Source organism: Frankia sp. AgKG'84/4 (assembly GCF_023242965.2).
GTDB lineage: Bacteria > Actinomycetota > Actinomycetes > Frankiales > Frankiaceae > Frankia.
In genome coordinates this window covers 1-2,454 of the sequence record NZ_JALKFU020001231.1, presented here as the reverse complement: position 1 = coordinate 2,454, position 2,454 = coordinate 1, and the positions used below count along the sequence as shown (strand labels likewise).

General features: G+C 72.0%; 3 protein-coding genes. 1 reads left to right on the top strand and 2 read right to left on the bottom strand.

What is annotated here, in order from left to right; all coding sequences use genetic code 11:
* Both MXD58_RS29095 and MXD58_RS29090 read right to left on the bottom strand, forming a co-directional pair.
* The coding region (locus MXD58_RS29095; protein ID WP_250611361.1) for a pyridoxal-dependent decarboxylase at window positions 1-542 on the bottom strand (542 nt) is incomplete at its 3' end.
* Window positions 543-1,105: 563 nt separating this feature from the next.
* Window positions 1,106-1,540, bottom strand: a complete 435-nt coding sequence (locus MXD58_RS29090) for a DUF4326 domain-containing protein (RefSeq protein WP_248837588.1) — start codon at window positions 1,538-1,540, stop codon at window positions 1,106-1,108.
* Window positions 1,541-1,846: 306 nt separating this feature from the next.
* Between MXD58_RS29090 and MXD58_RS29085 the strand changes: the two genes are divergently transcribed.
* Window positions 1,847-2,454, top strand: a 608-nt coding sequence (locus MXD58_RS29085; protein ID WP_250611359.1) for a toll/interleukin-1 receptor domain-containing protein, incomplete at its 3' end; no start/stop codon positions are given.

Sequence of the window (2,454 nt, the reverse complement as noted above, 5' to 3'; positions counted from 1 at the left end):
GAGTGCGCCTCCGCACCGCAGACGAGGCGCCACCGGGACGGCGCCGGGCGCCCGGCGGCGGCCAGCCTCGCCCGGGCGGCGTGACGGGCGGTGACGAGCGCCGAGAGGTTCCCGACCGTGCCACCGGGGACGAACACGCCACCGGCCTGCGCTGGCAGGCCAGCGAGGTCGGCCAGCCAGCGCAGCACCTCGTTTTCGGCGTGCACGGCGCCGGCGCCCTCCAGCCAGCTGCCGCCGTAGATCGACGAGGCGCCGACCACGAGGTCGAACAGCACGGCCGCCCTGGTCGGGGCCGCCGGGATGAAGGCGAGGTTGCGCGGATGATCCGCCGAGACGCAGGCGCGCGAGAGGACCTCGTCGAAGATCTTCAGCGCGTGGGCGCCGCCGATCCCCTCGGCCGTGATCGTCCCGCCGGCCCGGGCGGACAGCTCCGCGGGCGAGGCCGAGCCGTCCAGCGGGACCTGGTCGTAGCCGAGGCGCAGCCTGGTGACATCGAAGACGGCCCGCATGAGCTCGGCCGTCTCGGCGTCAAACCGATGCACGACCGGAGCGGACCGCCGCGGGACGCGGACCTACGCGTCCTGCTTGCCGCGCTGACGCCGGAACAGGAAGCCGCCACCGACGAGAGCAAGCAGCATGACAATCGCACCGACACGCTTCACAACAAACCTCCACGTTGAGGGTTCAGCCTAACAACAACGGCCGATCCGGTCTGATCCGCGGGGCGAAGGACGCATTCCGGTGGACGCCGTCGACGTCGATCTGATCAGAACGGCCACCGGTGGAGCATCCGCTCACCGCCGGATTCCGAGCATGCCATGAACGCCGGCTGCGTGCGCGACCGGACCGCCGGAATTCCGTCGCGCCCCCCGTTCGGGCCCCGGACGGGTGCCGTATGACCGGGCATTCTTCGCGGGACGTGTCGATCGCGCGACGATTTCACGCCGGGTGCGGACAGCGGTGGGCGGCGGGTGTCCCCGACGCCTGCGCGTGCGGTGACGTGGTGCGACGCGGCGCGCCGGCAACCCCGGACCACCGCACGACGGGCCCACGGCCTCCCACGGCCGGGCACCTGGCCGCGGATGCCCGGCCACCGGCCGCGCCGCTACCCGCGGTTGGGGTCGCGGTGGCGGTCGGGGTCGGGGTCGGGGTCGGGGTTGCGGTGACGGTGATGGTCGGGGTCACCGCCCGTCCACGCCGGCGCTGGCTGGTCCGTCCGCTCGGCGACGAGGGCCGCGAGGACGTCGGCGTGGCACGGCTCTCCCGGCGGGCACCAGCAGCCGAGGCGGTGGCCGGCAAGAGTTGGTAGTTCGGCCAGCCGTTCCAGGCGTGAGTAGCGACGCCCGGCGCGGTCATGGCGCACGTCCGGGCCGCCCCCGGTGATCCACTCGGCGTACCGGGCGACGGCGCCGGGCCGGCCGAGCTCCCGCTGGTCGAAGGGATTGCCCCACCGGGTGGGCCTGGAGACCACGACGACGTCCGCCGGCTTGCGCCATCCGGACACACGGGACAACCGAACATGGGTTCGCGCGACGGTCATGTCCGCACCTCTCCCCGCACTCTCGCGTCCCTGCACCCTCGCGAACCGTTGTGCCCACTCCATCACCGTTCATCCTTCATCGAATGGTCATGACCGAATCCGACAGCGGACATCATCCGTTCACTTATGCGGGAGCCGGGCCCGGCGGAACACGTCGACGGCCCGGCCTCCGACTTTCCCAGCACACAACCGACACCCAGGCCACGGAAACCCGTATTCCTACGGGCCGCTGACCAGGTGTACACGTAGCATCAATTCCGTCACAGCAATCCGATGAATATGTTCTGGAAGTTGAGAGGAGGTGACGTGGCCCGAGTCTTCGTCAGTCACGCCAACTCCGACGGGGAGCTGGCCGACCGCGTCCACCGAACGCTGTCCGATCTCGGCCACGACGCATTCCTGGCCAGGAACATCCGGGCGGGAATCCGGCCCGGTGACGTCTGGCGGGAACGTCTGCACCAGGAACTGCGCGCGGCCGACGCGGTCATCTGCCTCCTGACCGACGCGTACAACGCCTCACCCTGGTGCGCCTACGAGATCGGCATCGCACACGAGGTCGGCAGCCTGCTGCTGCCCCTGCGGGCGCAGCCGGAGGTCACCTCCCCGCTGCTGGACGATCGCCAGCACGTCGTCCTCGCCGGCAACGACGGTTGGGGCGAGGACCTGGACGTGCCCCTGCGGCGCGTCGACGCGTCCGGCGGGCGCGGCTGGGCGTGGGACCGCTCACCGTTCCCGGGCCTGCGACCGTTCAGCCGGGACATGGCGCGGGTCTTCTTCGGCCGCGACGACGAGCTGCGCCGCCTGACCCACCGGCTGCGCGCGCTCAGCGCCCGGCGGCTGCTGCTCGTCGTCGGCAGTTCCGGCTGCGGGAAGTCGTCCCTGGTCGGCGCCGGACTGGCCGCGCGGCTCGGCGG